Here is a 17,626-nt window from a genome sequence, read left to right on the forward strand (position 1 = left end):
CTTCGTTGCTCTCCGTGTGCCGCCGGGCTCTGGCGACGCGGTCCACGATCCGGCACCCCGGTCCGCCGTGGTGTTGGCCGTCTGGCCACTATGTGCCAGGATCTGGCCATGGGCATCGTGACGGCGGAGGGGCAGCAGGCGGCGGCGAAGGTGACGGTGAAGGCGCAGGTGAGGGCCGCGGCGGAGGCGGGAAGCGCGGACGGCCGGCAGCGGCCGGCCGGAGCGCCGCCCCGGCGCCACCGGATCGCGGTGCTCGCCCTGCCCGGTGTCCCGCCCTTCGAGCTCGGGATCCCCTCCCGGGTCTTCGGCAGCGCGCTGGACGCCGAGGGCCGCCCGCTCTACGAGGTCGTCGTCTGCACCGCCGACGGCGCGCCCGTCCTCAGCGACGCCGGCTTCACCGTGCAGCCGGCCGCCGGGCCCGAGGCGATGGCCGCGGCGGACACCGTGATCGTCCCGCCCACGCACGCCATGCCCGACCTGGCCCGCGGCGGCCCGCTGCCCCCCGAGGTCGGCGCCGCCATCGCCGGCATCCGGCCCGGCACCCGCCTGGTGTCCATCTGCTCCGGTTCCTACGTGCTCGCCGCGGCCGGACTCCTCGACGGCCGCCCGGCCACCACGCACTGGAACCTGGCCCCGGAGTTCCGCAAGGCCTACCCGATGGTCAAGCTCGACGAGGAGGTCCTCTTCGTCGACGACGGGGACGTCCTCACCTCGGCCGGCGTGGCCGCCGGCGTCGACCTGTGCCTGCACGTGATCCGCCGCGACCACGGCGCCGCGGTCGCCAACCGGGCCGCCCGCATGTGCGTCGTACCGCCCTGGCGGGACGGCGGACAGGCCCAGTACATCGACCGCCCGGTCCCCGAACCCACCGTCGCCAGCACCACCGCCACCCGCGCCTGGGCCCTGGAACACCTCGGCGAGGACCTGCCCCTCACCCGGCTCGCCGAGCACGCCCGGATGAGCCTGCGCTCCTTCACCCGGCGCTTCCGCGACGAGGCCGGCATGACCCCGGTGCAGTGGCTCACCGCGCAACGCCTCGAACTGGCCAAGCAGTTGCTGGAGACCACCGACCTGTCGATCGACCTGGTCGCCCACCGGGCCGGCTTCGGCTCCGCGAACTCGCTGCGGGCGCACATGCGGACGGCCTTCGGCGTCTCCCCGGCCGCCTACCGCCGCACCTTCAGCCCGCACGAGGCCGCGCTCGGCTGAGCGTGCGGCGTCGAAGCGGCGCGGGAGGTGCGCGGTTCCCGGGTCGGCGCAGGCCCGGGAACCGCCCGCGCACGGGTCGCGGATGCTTCGCGATCGCCGGGTACGACAGCGCCCTGGCGACAGCCGTCACCAACGGCACGTCCTGACCGTTGCCGACCTGATGGGGCGTGGGGGCGTGGGGCGTGAGGCGTGGGCGTGGGGCGTGTTCGTGGAGCGGTCCGCGCCCGGCCCGCCCGAACCTGACTCCGCTGCGGCGCAGTCGTCCGACTGCCCTGCGGCGGCGGCCCGTCCGGTGTCGGGCACCGGGCGGGCCGAAGGGTGTCAGGCGGGCCGAAGGCCTTCCAGGACGGTCTCGACCAGGAGGGGGCTGCGCAGGGTCTCCTCGGGTCCGGCGCCGAGCAGGACCCGGTAGTAGACCGGCGCGTAGAGGACGTCGACCATCGTGCGGGTGGGCAGGTCCGAGCGGAGCTGTCCGGCGGCCACCGCGGCGTCGAGGCGGCGGACGCACCGCTCGATCCGCGGTTCGAGGAAGGTCGCGCGCATCGCGGCGGCGAGGGCGGGGTCGCTCTGGGACTCGGCGATGATGCCGCGGTAGAGCGTCCCGGTGGTGCCGGTGAGCATGGTGGCGACGGCGGTGAGCTGGGCGGTGAGGTCGGCGGTGATGTCCCCGGTGTCGGGGAAGTCCATGGAGTCGCCGATCCGGTCGTTGACGGCGTCCAGGGCGATCGCGCCCTTGGACGGCCACCAGCGGTAGATGGTCGGCTTGCCGACGCCCGCGGTCGCGGCGATGGCCTCGATGGTGGTCCTGCCGTATCCCTTGGCCCCGGCGACTTCGAAGACGGCGTCGAGGATGGCGCGGCGGGCTCGTTCGCTCCGGCGCTCGGGGTTCGGCTGCGGGGTCATGGCGGGAAGTCTAGCCCAGGCGTGACGTTACGTTTCGTTTTGACAAGGGGGTCGGGCCGTCCTAGCCTCGTTGGCGTTACGAAACGTTTCGTAACGCCGCTCGGTGATTCACGAGCCTCACCAAGGAGCCCGCCATGACCGCTTCCCCGTCCTCGTCCCCGTCTCCGTCCGCTTCCTCGTCCACGTCCTCGGTTTCGTCCGCGTCCGCCGACCGCTACGCGCGGGGGCTGTCCCTCCTGCGCGAGGTCGCCGGCCCCGGAGGCCCGGCCGTGCTGGACGCGCTCGACGGCATCGCCCCGGACCTCGCCCGGCTGACCGTCGAGTTCGGCTACGGCGACGTGTACGCCCGGCCCGGCCTCACCCTCCCCCAACGGCAGCTGATCAACGTCGCCGCCCTGACCGCGCTGGGCACCGCGGCGCCGCAGCTGCGCTTCCACATCGACGGCGCCCTCAACGTGGGCGTCGCGCCCGCCGAGATCGTGGAGACGGTCCTCCACATGGCGGTCTACGCGGGCTTCCCGGCGGCGCTCAACGGCATGGCCGTGGCCAAGGCCGCCTTCGCCGCCCGCCCGGAACTCGACTTCACTCCCGCGCGCAGCGACGCCGACGCCGCGCAGACCCTGGGGGAGCGGCACGAGCGCGGTCTCGCGGTGTTCGACCGGGTCGACCGGGAGGCCGGGGAGCGCGTGGTCGCGTCGCTGGCGGACATCGCCCCCGTCCTGGCCGACCACATCGTCGACTTCGCCTTCGCCGACGTCTACGCCCGCCCCGCTCTCGACCTGAAGAGCCGCGAGCTGGCCACCGTGGCCGCCTGCACCGCGCTCGGCACGGCCCACCCGCAGCTGCGGGTCCACCTGCACGGGCTGCTCAACGTCGGCGGCACCCGGGAGGAGGCGATCGAGACGATCGTCCAGATGGCCGTCTACGCGGGCTTCCCGGCCGCGCTCAACGGGATCGCCGCGGCCCGCGAGGTGTTCGCCGACCGCGACGCGACGGGCCGGGCGGGCGCGTAGACCGGGACGAGGAAGTGAGCCGAGCCAGTGGGACGCACACCGGGCGGGGGAGGAGCGGGACGTCCGTACGGGTGGGCGCGGGACATGCGAGGGGGGGAAAGCGCCTCGGCGGCAACCCCTCACGAGTTCGAACCTCGTACTGTCTGTCGGCAGAAGGCCCGGACAGCTCAGCGGCCCGGGCCGCCAAGACCGCAGCCAGTCGGCACTCGGGCGGGAAGACCATCACAAGTCGGCAACAGCGCGCCATCCAGCCGGTCGGACCTGGAAAGCTGGCGCCCCCGACGGAACATCAGAAGGGCGCCGGTTCATGGGCTTCTCCTACCGCAAGAGCTTCAAGGCGGGCCCGATTCGAGCCACAGCCTCCAAGTCGGGAGTCGGCTGTTCGGCTGGTGCGAAGGGCTTCCGCGTCGCCGAGCGAGCCGACGAGCACGTCCGGACCACCATCTCCGCACCCGGGGCGGGTCTGCATCACACCGCTACCAGCACCGGCCACGAGCGGCAGCGGAACATGGCAGCCACGGCCACCACCTCCGACGTCGCGATGCCCGTCGGCCCAGCAGCCGGTCGCGAGCGCAGAAGGTGGCGTCCCGGCGCGTGGTACTTCGTGATCGTGCTTCTATCAGTCGGCCTGTTCAGCGCGATACCTTTCGCGCACGCAGCGGCCCGACTGGGCCGTAAGGGCCTTCGGCTTCGGGCAGGAACCTATGCGGCCGTCGCCGCAGCGCTGGTTGTCCTCTCCTCGATCACTCCGAAGGACGCGCAAGGGCACGCAGTCGGTACAGCCGGCCATGTGCTGAGCGCGATCTTCGCGATCCTGGCAGTGGCTCTGATGGCGACCGCCTGCTTCCAACTGGTCCCGCTCCGCCGGGAGGTTTACGGCCTTGGTACTGGACCGGCACGGCCTGCCCACCCCGCAGCAGCTGATCCGGTCGTCGCAGCGCACCTCGCCGCTCGCGCGCGGCGGAACGAAGCTCGCACCCTTGCGCAGAGCGATCCCGTTCTCGCCCATGACCTCCGTATCGGACGTCCGGACCTGTCGCGCCAGTACGACGATGGCGGCCTCGTCGATCTCAACAACGCACCAGCCCACACCATTGCCGACGCGTGCTCCATAGAGCTGACCTCGGCCGAACAGATCGTGGCAGCCCGTCAGGAACTGGGATCGTTCAGCTCGCTGGACGAAGTGGTCGTCTTCGCCCGGATCGAGGAGGGGGCGGCCGCACGAATCCGCGACTACGCGATTCTCCTGCCTGGGTAGGCGGCTGGCTCGACCGTCGGCGGGGTGGGCTTCACAGCCGTTGCCCGCATTCGTGGCGAGGGAGTCCGGCGCCCTCGGCTAGGCGGTGTCCTGGCGATCAAGAGCGCTGGGGCCAGGTGCAGCCGGACGTGGCAACGAACAGGGTCGCTGCCGCTACCGCTCGAACAACGCTTCAACGCGCCGGCCCGATCCCCTCCGGCAGGACGGAGACCACGAAGGCGACGGCCTCCTCCGGCGTCTCGAAGCGCGCGAGCAACTCGCTCCGGTTCCGTACCCCGTAGAACCCCTCATCGTGCGGCCAGATCATGTACCCGACCCGTGTCGTATTCCATCGCGCCGTGGTACTGGTGGAGAACCAGAGGTTGAAGTGGCTGGTCACCGGCATCAGTTGGCGGAGCACCGGCTGGGTGTACGCGGCCGCCGACAGCGCATGCACGCGCGGGAACCGGTTCATCGGCGGCATGTGGATGCCGTCGAGCTTGAGGCACCACGCCAACTCGACAGCACCGAGCGGCTCCCGCTCGTGCGCGAGGGCCCAAGGGCGGAACTCGATGCACGGAGCCTGCTCCTTGGTCTCCTCGAGCCCCGCTCCGCCGATCCAGGCCGCTGCCGCCCTGACCGCCTCGGCCGGATCGGCGGTCCACCCGCAGGCCAGGCGCCGGCCGTTGCTCTGGAGATACACCCAGAAGGCACGCCGCTGCTCGTCAGCCGGACGCACCGACACCCGCCGGCCGAGCCCCGCGTCGACGTACACCGCTATGCCGCTCCACTGCCCGTCCGGCTCAGGCAGGACGACCCCGAGGCCCTCCGCCACACGCCCCAACGTCTCCTGGAGCACCCCGCCGCCCCAGTTACTCTCGCCGGACCCCACCCCGAAGCTCATCCCGCCAGTATGCCGCCGAGCGCATCGACGGTCCCAGTCGATCAGGTGCCAGTCCTCCCGGCTCCGGGCAAGGCGGCCCGGAGTTCGGCCAGGTGCCCTTCGGCGACCCAGCTGGCCCGGGGCTCCTAGGGCTTGTCTGACAATTCGCGTCGCATCAGCGCGCGGCGTTGGGCGCCCGGCTGGGCGTGCCGCCGGAGCGTCCTCGTACTGGACGTACTTGGACGATTCGGCGGTGCGTCCAGCCGGGATGCCCGGCGTCGTGCGCGCGGCGGGAATTGTCAGACAAGCCCTAGGTGCTGTCCCAGCGTCGCCGATCGTGTGACGGTCGGTGTCGAGCGTTCCTGGGCGCGGTGTCGTGACTGTCCGACTGTCAATTCCTCTGAGAAAGCCGTGAGTCGACGATCCCGGCGTCGCCCCCGGACTCCATGGTCCGCACGCGCTGGACGTAGCGGTGGATCAGGTGGCGCAGCACGTTGACGGTGGCGGCGACGTCCGGGGCCGGGACGCCGTCCAGTGCGCTCGCCAGTCCGATGATGTTGGCCTGTTTCAGCCGGTCGAGCACCGCCCGTCCCTCGGTGGTGAGTTCGACCTGGCGGGCCCGACGGTCCGTCGCGTCCTGGGTGCGTTCGACCAGCTCCTGGCCCTGCAGCCGGTCGATCTGGCGGGTGACGTGGGAGGGCTTGACCATCAGCCGGTCGGCGAGGTCGCCCACCCGGCTGCTGCCCTCGGCTTCGGCGAGTGCGCGCAGCAGGTAGACGTCGGAGCGGGCGGCGGTGATGCCGGCCCGGGTCATCTGGCGTTCGTGGTGTTGCGAACGTGTCAAAAGGTAGGCCAGTGTCGCCAGTACGGCCTCCAGCTCCGAGGCGGTGGTCCGTTCGTCTGCGGGGTCTTCGGCGTCCGGCATGGAGGAACTGTAGCGATCCGGTACGTGCGGCGGTGGTGGCGGAGACCTCTGACCGGATTTCGGACAGATTCGTTCGCCGTCGGACTGGCTCTTTCGCCGCAACGGAACGCGAGTTAGCGTGACGGTGAGTTAGTTGCTTTGGGCACGTAAATGGCCCGGCCCTGCCGCGCCGTTCGCCGCGCACCCGCTCCGCCGCGCACCTGCTCCGTCGCACCGCCGTGTCACTGCTCCGCCATGTCACTGCCCCGCCGTCCGACCGGCACGGCAGCACCGGCAACACCAGAAGCACCGAAACACCGAAGCACCGAAGCACCGAAGCACCGCAGGCCTGTCCGTCCGGCCCCGCCGGCACTCCCGCTCCGAGAAGGGAGCCCCCCATGTCCACGGCCGCACCGAACACCCGCTTCGCCCACCCCGCCGCCCGCGGCGCCTGCCCCTTCGCCCCGCCCCCCGCGTACCAGCAGGCCCAGCAGCAGGAACCGATCAGCCGCGTCTCCCTGTGGGACGGTGCCCCCAGCTGGCTGGTCACCCGCCACGAGGACGTCAAGGCGGTCCTCTCCGACGCCCGGTTCAGCTCCGACTCCAGCCGCTCCGGCTTCCCCTTCATCAGCGCCGGCGCCCGGCAGCTGAACGCCGGTCAGCCCACCTTCATCCGGATGGACGACCCCGAGCACGCCCGCCTGCGCCGGATGCTCACCGGCGAATTCATGATCAAGAAGGTCGAGGCGATGCGCCCCGAGGTCCAGCGGATCGCGGACGACCTGCTCGACCGGATGACCACCGGACGCACCGGCGCCGACCTGGTCCACGAGTTCGCCCTCCCGCTGCCCTCCCTGGTGATCTGCCTGCTGCTCGGAGTCCCCTACCAGGAGCACGACTTCTTCCAGGAGTGCAGCCGCATCCTGCTGCGCCGCGACGCCTCGCCCGAGGAGGTAGACGCCGCCCGGGAGCGGCTGTCCGACTACCTGATCCAGCTCACCGAGGCCAAGCGCGCCGAGCCCGACGACGGCATCCTCAGCCGCCTGATCGCCCGCGGCGAGCTCAGCACCGAGGAGATCGGCCTGATGGGCCGGCTGCTGCTGGTCGCCGGACACGAGACCACCGCGAACATGACCGCGCTCTCCGTCCTGGCCCTGCTGCGCAACCCCGACCAGCTCGACCACCTGCGCCGTCACCCGGAGTCCGTCCCCGGCGCCGTCGAGGAACTGCTCCGCTACCTGACCATCGTGCACTCCGGCCTGACCCGGGTCGCCACCGAGGACGTCGAGGTCGGCGGCGAACGCATCCGGGCGGGCGAAGGCGTCATCTGCATGATCAACACCGCCAACCGCGACGCCGGCGAGTTCCCCGACGGTGACGAACTCGACCTGACCCGCGACGCCCGCCGCCACCTCGCGTTCGGCTTCGGAGTCCACCAGTGCCTCGGCCAGCCGCTCGCCCGCCTGGAACTCCAGATCGCCCTCGACACCATCCTGCGCAGGCTGCCCGGACTGCGCCTGGACGTTCCGTTCGAGGACGTCCGCTTCCGCGGCGAAATGCTCATCTACGGCGTCCACGAGCTGCCGATCGCCTGGTGAAACCCGGCGCACCCGCGCCACCGCCACCCACCACCGTCACCCCACCAGGGCCCCGAGCGGCCCGCCCCCGAAAGGAACGCCATGTTCGTCCACATCGACCAGGACAAGTGCTGCGGCGCCGGACACTGCGTCCTCGCCGCCCCCGAGGTCTTCGACCAGCGCGACGAGGACGGCATCGTCGTCCTGCTCGACGCCCGGCCGTCCGCCGAACTCCACCAGGCCGTCCAGGACGCCGCCGCCGTCTGCCCGGCCGCCGCGATCCGCCTGGAACTGGCGTGACCGCTCCGCGCCGGATCGCCGTCGTCGGAGCCGGCGCGGCCGGACTGCACACCGCCGAAGCCCTGCGCCGGGCCGGCTACGACGGGCGACTCACCCTCGTCGGGGCCGAGGACGCGCCGCCGTACGACCGGCCGCCGCTGTCCAAGCACCTGCTCTCCGGCGAGTGGCAGCCCGACCGCCTCACCCTGCGCGACCCCCGGGCCCTGGACGAGCTGCGGCTCGACCTGCGCCTGGGGGTGCGGGCCCGGCACCTGGACCGCCGGGCCCGCACCGTCCACCTCGCCGACGGCCGGCAGGTGCCCTGCGACGCCGTCGTCATCACCACCGGAGTCCGCCCGCGCCGGCTGCCCGGCGCCGAAACCCCCCTGGCCGGTGCCCACGTGCTGCGCACCGTGGCCGACGCCCTCGCCCTGCGCGAGGACCTGCGCCCGGGGAGCCGACTGCTGGTGGTCGGCGGCGGACTGCTCGGTGCCGAGGCGGCGGCCACCGCCGTCGGGCTCGGCGCCGAGGTCACCTGGCTGGTCTCCACCGACACCCCGCTGGCGGCGGTCCTCGGCACCGAGACCGCCGCCCTGCTGACCGGCCTGCACCGCCGGCACGGCGTACGGATCCACCGGGGCACGGCCACCCGGGTCCTCGGGCGCAACGGCCGCGCCACCGGCGTCCGCCTGTCCGACGGCACCGACCTCGCGACCGACACCGTCCTGATGGCCATCGGCTCCCGGCCCGACACCGACTGGCTCGCCGACAGCGGCCTGCGGCTGGACGGCGGCGTGGTCTGCGACGCCCACTGCGCCGCCGGCCCCGGCGTCTGGGCCGCCGGTGACGCCGCCAGCTGGCCCGACCCGCGCACCGGCCGCCACCGGCGCCTCGAACAGCGGACCAACGCCACCGAACAGGCCCTGCACGCCGCCCGGAACCTGCTCGCCGGCCCGGACGGGACCCGCCAGGCCTACGCACCGGTGCCGTACCTGTGGACCGACCAGTACGGGCTGCGGGTCCAGGCGTACGGCCACCCCGGCGCCGCCGACCGGTTCGAGGTGGTCGACGGCGACCCGCAGGAGCACCGGTTCGCCGCCGCCTGCGTGCGCGACGGACGGGTCACCGGCGCGGTCGGCATCGCCTCCGCCCGGGCCCTGCGCGGACTGCGCGCCCAGGTCGCGGCGCACAGCCCGTGGCAGTCCGAGGCGGCCTGACCGGGCGGCCCGGGCCGGACGGGTCCGACCCCGTCAGGCCCGGGCCGGGCCGGTGGGCCCCGCCCGTGCGGGGGCCTACCGGCCCAACGGCGGCCGGACTATCGTCAGTTGGCGGAAGCTATCGACATCCCCGCTCCGACGATCATGCGCAGACGTTCCCGCATCGGGAGTCCCGCCCGGCGCTCGTACGTCGGCGCTCACGCTCCGACGCGCACGCACCGGCCCGGCGGTCAGCTCCGCCCTCCTCGCCCGCCGCAGCACCCGCCTCACCCCCGACCAGTGCCGACAGCTGGAGGCGGCCCTGCCGCTCCTGGAACTGCTTCTCGACGAACCCGCCCCGCCCCGGGCCCCGGAGGAGTAGCGGCCCCCGAGGATTGGCGGCCCCGGCCGCGATCGTCCGCCCACCGGGCGGCGACGGGGCGCGACCGGCTCCGCCGCCGGCGCAGCGAGGACGCTGCGCCGGGGCGGGAGCGGCGGTGACGGTCCGGGTCAGAAGGCGACGATGCCTTCGCCGCCGACGCCGCCGGGGACGGTCTGGGAGCCCAGCGCGGTGAGGGAGCCGTCGTCGTTGATCGCGAACTCGTCGACGATGCCGTTGACCCCGGTCTGGGCGTAGAGGAAGCGCCCGTTGGAGGAGACCGCGGCGTCGACGGTGCCGGGGTCGGTGGGCGTGTTGCCCAGGACGGTGAGTCGGCGGCCGCGGTCGGCGGTGCGCAACCCGGTGAGGGTCGAGCTGCCCGCGTTGGAGGCGTACAGCAGGTCGCGCACGCCGACGATCCAGCAGGTGGCCGACTGGCCGGTGGGCGCCTGCGTCACCTGGGAGGCCGAGCCGTCGCGGTGGACGACGAGGGTCGCGACGGCGTTGGTGCCGGCTTCGGCCAGGAACAGCCCGTGCGCGCCGTCGGGCACGAAGGCGAACGGCACGGCGCCGGGCAGGCTCGTGACCACGGGCGCGTCCGCGGGGGCGCCGGAGCGGTCGAGGTTGAACACCAGGAGGCTGCTGCCGTTCGCCTTGGTGGTGACGACGAGCTGGGAGCCCTCCCCGGTGAAGCCGACCTGCCCGGGGGTGTTGGTGAACTGGGGCGTGGCGTTCGGGTCGAGCCCCAGGCGGCGGTTCCAGCCGGACTCCGCACGGAGGCGTCCGGCGTGGACGGTGTAGCCCTGGATCGAGCCGCCGTCCAGGGCGTTGAGCACGTAGACGACGTCGTCGTGCACGGCGACGCTCACCGGGAAGCGGCCGCCGGAGTCGACCACCTGCCGCAGGGTGAGACGGTCGCCGTCCACGGAGAAGACGGTGACGGTGTCACTTCCGGCGTTCACCGCGTACAGCAGGGCGTGCCAGGGGTCGTAGGTGAGGGAGCCCTGGGAGGCGAGGTGGTCGGCGACGGAGCCGTCCAGCTGTCCGCCGAGGCCGTGGGTGTCGTAGGTGGCGGCCGGGGTCAGGCGTCCGTCGTCCGCCCGCCGGTAGGCGATGACCTGGTTGCCCGCCGGGTTGTCGTTCTGGACGAAGACGGCGTGGTTGCCGCCGTCGGGACGGCCCTGGCCGCCCCCGTGCTGCGCGGCGGATGCGGCGGGGGCGCCCAGGGCCGCGGTGGCGAGCGCGGTCGCGACGGCGATACGAGTGAGCTTCTGCACGGCGATCTGCTTCCTTGAGGAACTGGGGTCATGACGAAGGCCCGTGGTCGTGCCACGGCTCCGGATCGCACGGTATGTGACGATTTGTCATAACTCCGGGAAGCGCGGCGCTCCGTCGGACTGCTCCTGGGCGCCGCCGCGGTGCGGGCCGGGTCGGCCGGGTCGGCCGGGGGTCGGCCGGGTCGGCCACGTCGGCCGCGTCAGCCGCGTTGCACGGTGACCCGGTCGACGGCCGTGCCGTCCTCGGTGACGGACCGCACGTCCATCCGCGCGGGCGCGCCCCCGGAAGCGGGCGTCACGTCGACCGCCACCAGGCAGTAGCCGGTGTAACGGACCCTGGACCAGCCGACCTTGACGGTCTGCTCGTGGCCGCTCCGGTCGGAGACGACCATCGGCACCGGGGCGTCGTTCCTGGTCTCGTGCCCGAGGTAGGTGTCGGAGGCCGGGAACGTGTAGAGCCCGCCGCCACCGCCGCCCGCGACGACGTACGTGGTGCCGTCCTTCACCGGGTCGACGGTGTCCCCGGAGGCGACCTTGCGGGTGGCCTTGCCGGCGCGGATGGGGTCGGTCCGCTCGTAGACGTGGTTGTGGCCGCTGAGCACCAGGTCCACCTGGTACTTGTCGAACAGCGGGGCCCAGTCCTGCTGCGCGCCGAGTTCGGCCCCGTTGTCGTGGCAGGTGGAGTACGTGCACTGGTGCAGGTAGACGACGATGAAGTCGATGCCGGGGTCGGCCCGCAGTGCGGCGAGCCGGCTGTCCAGCCACTTCTTCTGCTTGCCCTTGGTGTAGTCGAGGTTGGCGGGGGTGTTGAAGCAGACGTCGTTGCCGTCGAGGCTGATCAGGCCGACGTTCTGGTAGCGCCAGGAGTAGATGCCGGTCGACTGGCTCCAGGCGTTGTCGGGCATCGTGAACCGGGCGCGGACGCCGCCGTAGCCGTCGGGCCCGTACCACGGCTCCATCTCGTGGTTGCCGACCGCCACCATCCACGGGGTCCGCGCGGCGACGGGGTCGTTCTGCACGAAGAAGGAGTCCCACAGGCGGGCGTCGTAGGCGTCGCCGGTCTTGCCGCTGCCGCCGCTGTTGGCGTACGACAGGTCGCCCATGTGGAGGTGGAACGCGGGGTCGAGGCCGGCGATCAGGTTGCCGGTGGCAGCGGCGTTGTACCCGATGCCCTGGTCGCCGAAGGCCGTGAAGGTGAACCCGGCGCCGCGTCCGGGGGCGGGCGCGGTGCGGAAGCTCGCCACGTCGCCGAGCCGGCCGCCCTGGCCCGCGGGGTCGAGGCCCTGGTGGCCGACGACGTAGTAGTAGGTGGTGTCCGGGATCAGCTGGTCCACCTGGGCGTGCAGGTAGTACTGGGTGACGGTGGTGGGCTTGATCAGGGGCTGGTCCTCGACCGGGTGCTGCCAGGCGAGTTTGCTGACCAGGGTGCGGACCTCGGCGGCGACCGGGGCGCCGAAGTCGCCGGGCCGGAGACCGATCCGGACGAAGGGGGCGGTCACCGCGTCCGGCACCTGCCAGGAGACGACGACCTGGCGGGACGGGTCGGCCCCGAAGGCGAGGTGACGGCCGAAGGGCCGCAGCGCGGACCCGGCGGTCCGGTCGCTCCGGGGCGTGGGGAGGGGCGGGGTGTCGAGGGCGGTGGGGCGCGGGGCGGCGGCCTGGGCGGTGCCGGGCAGCAGGAGGCCGCCGGCGAAGGCCGCTCCGCCCGCCGCGCCGACGCGCAGGAGGTCGCGTCGGGAGTGCCGTGGTGTCTCGGACATGACATCAAGTTAGGAAACTTCCCTAACCTTTGACAAGAGGGCGGGCGGCACCGAATTCGGCTCCACCGGGGGCCAGTTGGGCGACGCCGCCGCCACCGTCCCGGACGCCGACTCGTGCGGCGGCCCCGACGAGTACGGGTCGGGCCTTCTCGCGCCCGACCTCGCACTCGCCCGCCGGCCGCCCGGGAGCTACCGGCCGGTCGGGTGCGTGCTCGCCTCGGCGACGACCCGGATCTCGTGGACGGCGTTGCGGTCCCCGGCGAGCGGCTGGACGCGCCCGGCGGAGTCGGTGGCCCGGCAGCGGATGCGGTGCGGGCCCGGGACCAGGTCGTACGGCAGGCGGAAGCGCTGCCAGGCCGGGTCCGGGCCGCGGCGGTCCAGCGCGGCGGGCTGCCAGCCGGCGTCGTCCACGGAGACCTCGACGGACGTCACCTCGGTCGAACTCCAGGCGTAGCCCGCCAGTTCGCAGGTGCCGGCCGGGACGGAGCTTCCGTCGCCCGGGGCGAGCAGCTTGCTGCTGACGTCCTTCTCGCGGACCGGCCGGGACTCGCTCTCGCCGGGCAGGACACGGGTGTACAGGCGGGTGGTGAAGAGGTGGTCGGGGCGGTCGGCGGCCAGCACGATCCGGCTCAGCCACTTGACCGAGTTGGTGCCGAACATCAGGGGCGCCACCGCCCGCACCGGGTATCCGTGGTCGGGGCGCAGCGGCTCGCCGTTCATGCCGTGCGCGAGGACGACCTCGGCGCCCGCCAGGTCGAGCGGCAGGTCCTTGAGGTAGCTCGTGCCGCTCTCCCCGCCGAAGTCGCCGGTGTCGGCGCCCTCCAGCCAGACGTGCCGGGCCTCCGGGAGCGGGCCGGCGAGTTCCAGGACGGCGGCGAGCGGGACGCCGGCCCACTCCACGTTGGTGACCGCACGGGTCGGCACGGTGGGGTGCAGCGGATTGCCGAAGCACTCGTGCACGGCGGTGAAGCGGGTCTGCGGCAGGCTCTGGAGCGTCGGGAAGTCCAGCCGCAGCGGACGCTCCACCAGGCCTTCGACGGTGAGCGACCAGGTCGCGGTGTCGAGCCGCGGATGCGGACCGAGGTGGTTGCGGACGAAGACCTCGTCGACGGGTGTGAGGAAGAGGTCGGGCGTCGGTGGATCGGTCCTGATCATCGGTCATGTCCCCCGTGTCGTGAGCGCTGTTGCGTGCGGTCGACTGTACAAGGAGCAACTGACAGCCCGGCCGTGCCGAGGTGCCCGCACCCGACCGTGCCACGCGTTCGGCAACGTCCGGCCCTGAGTCGCTTCGGTCGCTTCGGTCGCTCCCGGCGTCAGGGGCGCGTCAGGTCGGCCGGGCCCTGCCCGGCGGCCCACAGCGCGACCGCGATGTGGCTGTAGTCCGGGATGGACGACCCGGTGGCCTTCTCGTAGCGCACGGCGTCGGCGAGTCCGACCTTGCCGCCCGTCGCGAGGGACCTGTTCGTCGTCCACAGGAGGACACGCAGGTCTTCGTTCTCCAGGTCGAGGAGCGGTGCGGCGGGAATCAGCGGCACGCCGGTGCCGACCCGCCAGTCGGCCACCGCGGCCCAGAAACCGCTCACGCCGTCCCAGCAGACCGTGCTGCGGGGGCCGAGCAGCGGGCGGACCTCCTCGGGTGACCGGAAGACGTCGAGGCCGTGCGACACGAGGTTCTGGAGGTTCTCCAGGAACGTGACGACGAACCGGTACTCGGACTCGTCCGCCAGCAGTTCCTCGACGACGGCCAGGACCTCGGCGGTCGCGCCGTGGTCCCGCCGGGCCACCCGGTAGGCGACCTGCCGGCAGACGTCCAGGTCCTCGTCGGCGTCGACCGATCGGGCCCCGACACCCGCGAGGTCGAGGAGCCGCCGCGTCCGTCCGGCCGGTCGTCGTCTCCAGGGGATGCGCATCGTGGCCCTTTCCGCCCGCAGCGACGGCGATCATGGTCGCCCGTGGTCGGCCAGCATGCCACGGCGTTCGGAGCGTCCCGACGGGGCCCCCGGAATCTTCGCCGTCTGCGGCCTCGGCCTCGGCACCGGCACCGGCACCGGCCTCGGCACTCGCACCGGCCTCGGCACCGGCACCGGCACCGGAACCGGCGTGGCCGGGCGGTCGGCGGTGTCCGCGCTGCCGCGTTCGGGGTGGGACCTGCCGGCGGGGGGAGCCTGGATGACCCAGGAGGAAGCCGCGGCCCACCTCGGCATCGGCCGGTACCACCTGAACGCCCTGACGTGCGTCACGCACCGCGTCGACATGGTCCGCACCACGGGCGGCAAGGAACTCGCCGTCGTACGCGCCGACGTCGAGGCCGAGAAGCACTGGCGCGCCACCGCCACCGTCGGGCAGAAGGTCTGGCGCCTCCTCAAGGACGCCCTCACGCGCCTGTGAGGAACTCGGTCGGTCGATCGGCCCGGTCGGTGGTCCGGGACCAGCCCGGACCGGACCGGCGGACGGCCCCGGCCCTGAAGGGCGCCGGTCCTGAGGGAGACCGGTTGCCGCTTCACCAGTCCCGGACGGCGATCAGCTCCTCCGCGTCCGCGTCCGGGAACCCGTAGGCCGACGCGACGAACCAGAACTCCTCGCCGATCCACTCACGCGCCACCGTCTCGATCTCGCTCCCGGCGGCCTCGAACTCCGCCTCCAGACGGTTGAACTCCTCCGTCGCGGCATGGGTGAGCGCATACAGGCCCCCGAGGTCCGACGGCTGCTCGGCCTCGATCCGCTCGCACAGCCGCAGCAGGACCGCCCTGCCCCGGTCGACGACGTGATCGGGGAAGTACGGGTCCTCGTACATCGGCCGCAGGAACGCGTGCCCTGCCACCCGCTGGTTCGTGATCGGCACGGTGCTTCCCCCTGCGTGGATGAGTGGATGTCCCGATGCGCAGATCATGCACGGCACCACTGACACCGGGGTCGTGCCCGCGTCCGACGCCGCCGCCCGGCCGGCGCACCGGGAGGAGGCACCCCCGGCTCCGGGGGGGCGCCCGTACGACCGGCCGCCGGGGGCCGTCCGGCCCCGCACACCCCGACCCGTCCAAACCCGTCCACATCCGCGGGCGAAGCGATCGCGAATCCGGTGCCGTCAGGACTCGGACGGTCCCGGTCCGTCACTTTCTCGCAGCTCCTGACAACTGCCCGGGCACGGCGGAGCGGCCCCGACAGGATCGGCGCATGAGCGTGGCAGACATCGGCGCCGTCCTTCCCGCAGTGCTGGCCCTCCCCATCAGCGTCCTCGCGGCATGGTGGACCAGGCGCTCCGGCGACCGGGCGGCGGGCGCGACCCTGAGTGCGGGACACAGCCAGGCGAGCGCCGCCCTCGCGGCCGTTCACGTCCAGAAGCAGAACGAGCAGGAGCTCAGGCAGCAGACCGCGTTGGCGGACGCGTCGTCCGGCTTCCTCCGCGCGAGCGACGAACTGGTGGCGACGGTCCAACGGCTGTCCGAGGTCGACCACGACCGGCGGAGCGCGCAACTCGCCGACCACGGCACGGCCGTGGAATCGGCCTTCGGACCGCTGGAGCTGCTGGCCTCCCCGGACCTCATCTCCCGCGCCACGGGCCTGCTGCAGCACTGCCGGCGACTGGAGAAGCTGGCCCTCGACCGTGCGGTGCTGCGGTCGGCCGTGGCGGCGATGGAGGACGGCTGGTGCGACTCCGACGCCGAGGACTGCGACCACCCCGAGCACGGCTCGGCCTGGGTCGCGTGGTGCTTCCTCGTGGAATGGCCGGACATGGAGGCCGAGAAGAGGTGCGAGGAGCGGGGTCTGCTGGAGTTCTGTCTCCTGGAGAGCGGACGGATGTCGGAGGAGGACGCCGCCCGGGTGCTCGCCCTCGCGGACCGCTGCCCGAGCTCCTGGTCGGCGATGGTCGGGGGCCTTGTCCGCGACCCGCTGATGGAGCGCTTCACCTCCCTGCGCACGGAGTTCGTCGACGCCGCCCGGTCGGTGCGACCGCACCCGTCCGACGCGCCCGCCTCACCGGCAGCGACCACCTGACCGGCAGCGCCCGCCTCACCGGCAGCGCCCGCCTCACCGGCAGCGCCCGCCGCTGTGCCCACCCGCGCGCTTGCGGAGGGGCGCGATGCCGAGCGTGTCCCCGGCCGGCACGTCTTGAACGCCGCTGCCGTTGCCGCTGCGTGGGAAGTCGGACCCGTCGACTTCCCACGCAGCGCGCCTCGCCTACAGCGCGGCCCGGTACGCCTCCAAACGCTCGGCCAGCTCCTCCGGGTGGCCGAGCATCGGGAGGTGGTCGCCCGGCATCTCGTCCGGCCGGAAGCCGAGCCGCTCCTCGACCTGCCGCCGCACGAACGCGGGCGGGAAGAACCGGTCGCCGGCGGCCAGCAGATACCGGGTCGGCACCTCCGGCCAGGCCTCCAACGGCCACGGGGTTCCGAACGGGGTGGCGGACTGTGGCCGCTGGTGCTCCGTGAGGAGTTCCTCGGCCAGTGCGGCCGGGGTGTCGTGCAGGAACAGGGCGCGCTCGTCCTCCTCCGCGCCCTCCGCCACGCTCCTGGCACGGTCGGCTTCCCGCCGGTCCGCCCGGTAGCCGGTGTTCTCCCACCACTCGTCCGGCGACTCCCCGGGCGCCGGCACCTGCGCCTGGAGCAGCACCAACAGGTCCACCGGCAGCCGGTCGCACACCAGCGGGCCCGTGAAGCCGCCGAACGAGTGCGCGACGACCACGAGCCCGCCCGCCCGGTCGCCGACCGCCGCGACCACCGCGTCCGCGTACTCGGAGAGCCCGGCCGCATCGTCGTCGCACGGCAGTTCCGGCGCGACCACCTCGTGACCCCGCTCGCGCAGCCCGCCCGCCAGCGGCCCCCAGTACCAGGCGTCGGCAGCCGCGCCATGGATCAGAACGTACGTCGCCACGGATCACTCCCGTTCGGAACGGATCACTGCTGCGCCCCACCCGAGCCTACCGACCGGTCGGCCCCCGAACCGCCGGGCAGCGCCGAATGCTCACCCCGACGAAGGTCCGTCGAACGCCTGTTGGGGACGGTCCGGTGCTC

The 17,626-nt window shown here is 73.1% G+C and carries 17 protein-coding genes; 8 read left to right on the forward strand and 9 right to left on the reverse strand.

Annotation, left to right across the window (positions count from 1 at the left end):
- Positions 1-108: 108 nt before the first annotated feature.
- On the forward strand, positions 109-1,209 hold the full coding sequence (locus ACFV04_RS10765; RefSeq protein WP_380334554.1) for a GlxA family transcriptional regulator: 1,101 nt from the start codon (positions 109-111) through the stop codon (positions 1,207-1,209).
- 321 nt (positions 1,210-1,530) lie between these two features.
- Here the strand turns inward: ACFV04_RS10765 and ACFV04_RS10770 are convergent, their stop codons facing one another.
- Complete coding sequence (locus tag ACFV04_RS10770) at positions 1,531-2,112, reverse strand: TetR/AcrR family transcriptional regulator (RefSeq protein WP_380334557.1); 582 nt, start codon at positions 2,110-2,112, stop codon at positions 1,531-1,533.
- Positions 2,113-2,246: 134 nt separating this feature from the next.
- Between ACFV04_RS10770 and ACFV04_RS10775 the strand changes: the two genes are divergently transcribed.
- Together ACFV04_RS10775 and ACFV04_RS10780 are read left to right on the forward strand one after the other, a co-directional pair.
- Positions 2,247-3,125 (forward strand): carboxymuconolactone decarboxylase family protein, encoded by an 879-nt coding sequence (locus ACFV04_RS10775; protein WP_380528329.1) that lies wholly within the window; start codon positions 2,247-2,249, stop codon positions 3,123-3,125.
- A gap of 307 nt (positions 3,126-3,432) precedes the next feature.
- A complete protein-coding gene (locus tag ACFV04_RS10780; protein WP_380334563.1) occupies positions 3,433-4,383 on the forward strand; it encodes a DUF4236 domain-containing protein in 951 nt (316 codons plus the stop codon).
- 172 nt (positions 4,384-4,555) lie between these two features.
- Here the strand turns inward: ACFV04_RS10780 and ACFV04_RS10785 are convergent, their stop codons facing one another.
- Both ACFV04_RS10785 and ACFV04_RS10790 read right to left on the reverse strand, forming a co-directional pair.
- Positions 4,556-5,266 carry a DUF6193 family natural product biosynthesis protein gene (locus ACFV04_RS10785; RefSeq protein WP_380528331.1) on the reverse strand — a complete coding sequence of 237 codons (711 nt, stop codon included), beginning with the start codon at positions 5,264-5,266 and terminating at the stop codon, positions 4,556-4,558.
- Between the two features lie 370 nt (positions 5,267-5,636).
- On the reverse strand, positions 5,637-6,170 hold the full coding sequence (locus ACFV04_RS10790; RefSeq protein ID WP_380334568.1) for a MarR family winged helix-turn-helix transcriptional regulator: 534 nt from the start codon (positions 6,168-6,170) through the stop codon (positions 5,637-5,639).
- 377 nt (positions 6,171-6,547) lie between these two features.
- Between ACFV04_RS10790 and ACFV04_RS10795 the strand changes: the two genes are divergently transcribed.
- From ACFV04_RS10795 to ACFV04_RS10805, 3 genes are all read left to right on the forward strand, one after another.
- Positions 6,548-7,747, forward strand: coding sequence for a cytochrome P450 (locus tag ACFV04_RS10795; protein WP_380528334.1), 1,200 nt, complete (start codon positions 6,548-6,550; stop codon positions 7,745-7,747).
- 81 nt (positions 7,748-7,828) lie between these two features.
- On the forward strand, positions 7,829-8,026 hold the full coding sequence (locus tag ACFV04_RS10800) for a ferredoxin (protein ID WP_360256164.1): 198 nt from the start codon (positions 7,829-7,831) through the stop codon (positions 8,024-8,026).
- Positions 8,023-9,222, forward strand: coding sequence for an NAD(P)/FAD-dependent oxidoreductase (locus ACFV04_RS10805; protein WP_380334576.1), 1,200 nt, complete (start codon positions 8,023-8,025; stop codon positions 9,220-9,222). Before ACFV04_RS10800 ends, ACFV04_RS10805 begins: the two co-directional genes overlap by 4 nt.
- 489 nt (positions 9,223-9,711) lie before the next feature.
- Here the strand turns inward: ACFV04_RS10805 and ACFV04_RS10810 are convergent, their stop codons facing one another.
- The 4 genes from ACFV04_RS10810 to ACFV04_RS10825 all read right to left on the reverse strand — a co-directional run bounded on the left by ACFV04_RS10810 (position 9,712) and on the right by ACFV04_RS10825 (position 14,527).
- Positions 9,712-10,857: a lactonase family protein gene (locus ACFV04_RS10810; RefSeq protein ID WP_380528336.1), complete on the reverse strand. Its 1,146-nt coding sequence runs from the start codon at positions 10,855-10,857 to the stop codon at positions 9,712-9,714.
- Between the two features lie 200 nt (positions 10,858-11,057).
- Complete coding sequence (locus tag ACFV04_RS10815; protein ID WP_380334582.1) at positions 11,058-12,617, reverse strand: purple acid phosphatase family protein; 1,560 nt, start codon at positions 12,615-12,617, stop codon at positions 11,058-11,060.
- Positions 12,618-12,806: 189 nt separating this feature from the next.
- Positions 12,807-13,772 carry a molybdopterin-dependent oxidoreductase gene (locus tag ACFV04_RS10820; RefSeq protein WP_380528339.1) on the reverse strand — a complete coding sequence of 322 codons (966 nt, stop codon included), beginning with the start codon at positions 13,770-13,772 and terminating at the stop codon, positions 12,807-12,809.
- A gap of 158 nt (positions 13,773-13,930) precedes the next feature.
- Complete coding sequence (locus ACFV04_RS10825) at positions 13,931-14,527, reverse strand: hypothetical protein (RefSeq protein ID WP_380528341.1); 597 nt, start codon at positions 14,525-14,527, stop codon at positions 13,931-13,933.
- Positions 14,528-14,582: 55 nt separating this feature from the next.
- Here ACFV04_RS10825 and ACFV04_RS10830 point away from each other — a divergent pair, with 55 nt between their 5' ends.
- The gene (locus ACFV04_RS10830) at positions 14,583-15,005 is read left to right on the forward strand and encodes a hypothetical protein (protein WP_380528343.1); all 423 of its coding nucleotides are present in this window, start codon (positions 14,583-14,585) and stop codon (positions 15,003-15,005) included.
- A gap of 112 nt (positions 15,006-15,117) precedes the next feature.
- Here ACFV04_RS10830 and ACFV04_RS10835 read toward each other — a convergent pair whose 3' ends face one another.
- Entirely contained in the window at positions 15,118-15,459 is a 342-nt protein-coding gene (locus ACFV04_RS10835) for a DUF5713 family protein (RefSeq protein WP_380334594.1), read from the reverse strand.
- A 329-nt stretch (positions 15,460-15,788) separates the two neighbouring features.
- Between ACFV04_RS10835 and ACFV04_RS10840 the strand changes: the two genes are divergently transcribed.
- The gene (locus ACFV04_RS10840) at positions 15,789-16,610 is read left to right on the forward strand and encodes a hypothetical protein (protein ID WP_380528345.1); all 822 of its coding nucleotides are present in this window, start codon (positions 15,789-15,791) and stop codon (positions 16,608-16,610) included.
- Between the two features lie 183 nt (positions 16,611-16,793).
- Here ACFV04_RS10840 and ACFV04_RS10845 read toward each other — a convergent pair whose 3' ends face one another.
- Positions 16,794-17,486 (reverse strand): alpha/beta fold hydrolase, encoded by a 693-nt coding sequence (locus ACFV04_RS10845; protein WP_380528347.1) that lies wholly within the window; start codon positions 17,484-17,486, stop codon positions 16,794-16,796.
- Between the last annotated feature and the right edge of the window lie 140 nt (positions 17,487-17,626).

The sequence above is a fragment of the Kitasatospora sp. NPDC059599 genome, assembly GCF_042735125.1.
Classification (GTDB): Bacteria; Actinomycetota; Actinomycetes; order Streptomycetales; family Streptomycetaceae; genus Kitasatospora.

Excerpts from the sequence above, each read along its gene's own strand:
- ACFV04_RS10765 (WP_380334554.1), top strand. The coding sequence starts at position 109 with ATGGGCATCGTGACGGCGGAGGGGCAGCAGGCGGCGGCGAAGGTGACG.
- ACFV04_RS10770 (WP_380334557.1), bottom strand. The coding sequence starts at position 2,112 with ATGACCCCGCAGCCGAACCCCGAGCGCCGGAGCGAACGAGCCCGCCGC.
- ACFV04_RS10775 (WP_380528329.1), top strand. The coding sequence starts at position 2,247 with ATGACCGCTTCCCCGTCCTCGTCCCCGTCTCCGTCCGCTTCCTCGTCC.
- ACFV04_RS10780 (WP_380334563.1), top strand. The coding sequence starts at position 3,433 with ATGGGCTTCTCCTACCGCAAGAGCTTCAAGGCGGGCCCGATTCGAGCC.
- ACFV04_RS10785 (WP_380528331.1), bottom strand. The coding sequence starts at position 5,266 with ATGAGCTTCGGGGTGGGGTCCGGCGAGAGTAACTGGGGCGGCGGGGTG.
- ACFV04_RS10790 (WP_380334568.1), bottom strand. The coding sequence starts at position 6,170 with ATGCCGGACGCCGAAGACCCCGCAGACGAACGGACCACCGCCTCGGAG.
- ACFV04_RS10795 (WP_380528334.1), top strand. The coding sequence starts at position 6,548 with ATGTCCACGGCCGCACCGAACACCCGCTTCGCCCACCCCGCCGCCCGC.
- ACFV04_RS10800 (WP_360256164.1), top strand. The coding sequence starts at position 7,829 with ATGTTCGTCCACATCGACCAGGACAAGTGCTGCGGCGCCGGACACTGC.
- ACFV04_RS10815 (WP_380334582.1), bottom strand. The coding sequence starts at position 12,617 with ATGTCCGAGACACCACGGCACTCCCGACGCGACCTCCTGCGCGTCGGC.
- ACFV04_RS10820 (WP_380528339.1), bottom strand. The coding sequence starts at position 13,772 with ATGATCAGGACCGATCCACCGACGCCCGACCTCTTCCTCACACCCGTC.
- ACFV04_RS10825 (WP_380528341.1), bottom strand. The coding sequence starts at position 14,527 with ATGCGCATCCCCTGGAGACGACGACCGGCCGGACGGACGCGGCGGCTC.
- ACFV04_RS10830 (WP_380528343.1), top strand. The coding sequence starts at position 14,583 with ATGCCACGGCGTTCGGAGCGTCCCGACGGGGCCCCCGGAATCTTCGCC.
- ACFV04_RS10840 (WP_380528345.1), top strand. The coding sequence starts at position 15,789 with ATGAGCGTGGCAGACATCGGCGCCGTCCTTCCCGCAGTGCTGGCCCTC.